This window comes from Pseudomonas sp. P5_B2, from assembly GCF_056400445.1.
Genome location: NZ_JBFULH010000999.1, coordinates 1 through 1,178, shown reverse-complemented (window position 1 = coordinate 1,178; position 1,178 = coordinate 1). Strand labels below are relative to the sequence as shown.

Genomic DNA, 1,178 nt, shown 5'->3' with positions numbered 1-1,178 from the left:
GAGCAACCACTGCATCGACTGCGCCAACTTTCAGCGCGTCTTCAGGACGGTTTTCCTTGCCGGCGGCAATCCACTCGATGGCGTTGTCGGCACCGATGAGGCGCGGCAGACGCACGGTACCGCCGAAGCCTGGGTAGATGCCCAGTTTGACTTCCGGCAGACCAATCTTGGCATTGGTGGACATGACGCGATAGTCCGCTGCCAGGCACATTTCCAGACCGCCACCCAGGGCGATGCCGTTGATTGCTGCGACAGTCGGGACGTCGAGGTCTTCGAAATCGCTGAAAAWCTTGTTGGCTTCCAGATTGCCAGCAACGAGCTCGGCATCAGGCAGCTTGAAGTTTTCGACAAATTCGGTGATGTCGGCGCCGACGATGAACACGTCCTTGCCACTGCTGACGATCACGCCCTTGATCGAAGCATCTGCCTTGATGGTGTCTACAGCCTGACGCAGTTCGTTCAGGGTTAGACGGTTGAACTTGTTGACGGACTCACCCTTGAGGTCGAATTTCAATTCGACGAYGCCACTTTCAAGAGCCTTAACCGTGATGGCTTTACCTTCGTAAATCATCAACTGATCTCCACGATATGGAAGCTGAACAGTACACGTCGGACGCAGGTGAATGGTTCGGCAGGACGTTAAACGTCAATGCTACGCCAATCCACCCGGCACACCCGCCAACGCGATAGTCGGGATTCTGTAGGAGCTGTCTGTAATACAAACGCTCAATTCATACGCCCGTTTGATTTGGGTACGCCACCTTCACGGAATTTCCGACAATTGTCAATCGCCCAAGACACGGGTTAAAACGCGACTTTGCGGTCACTTCCGTACTGCGAAGATCTACAACACAGGAATGGATGCAAGATCATTCATAGAATCAATAGTTAGAAAATTCGCCCTAATTCGCTGCAGCCCGCGTTTAACAAGCTACGCTGGCACGAACCCTAGGAAAAAATGTGAACGCGTTTGGCGAATGCCCCGCGTAAGAACAGCCCTACAGCGAATTACCGGCCTGCCTGGCCAACCCCAGCCCGATGATGATGTCGGGCTTTTTATTGTTTGTCTGCGTCATTTCGTGCCATTGCAGCGCGAAATATCCTTGGCTTACGCCAGCGCTTTCAGCACTGCGTCAATGTCTTGCAACACCGTCGCCTCGCCCTTTTCGCCCCAATAC

The 1,178-nt window shown here is 53.6% G+C and carries 1 protein-coding gene; it reads right to left on the bottom strand.

The genetic code is table 11. The features are described 5' to 3' along the window. A partial coding sequence (locus AC1DRJ_RS28665) for an enoyl-CoA hydratase-related protein (RefSeq protein WP_477805107.1) occupies window positions 1-571 on the bottom strand: 571 nt, incomplete at its 3' end. Window positions 572-1,178 lie beyond the last annotated feature (607 nt).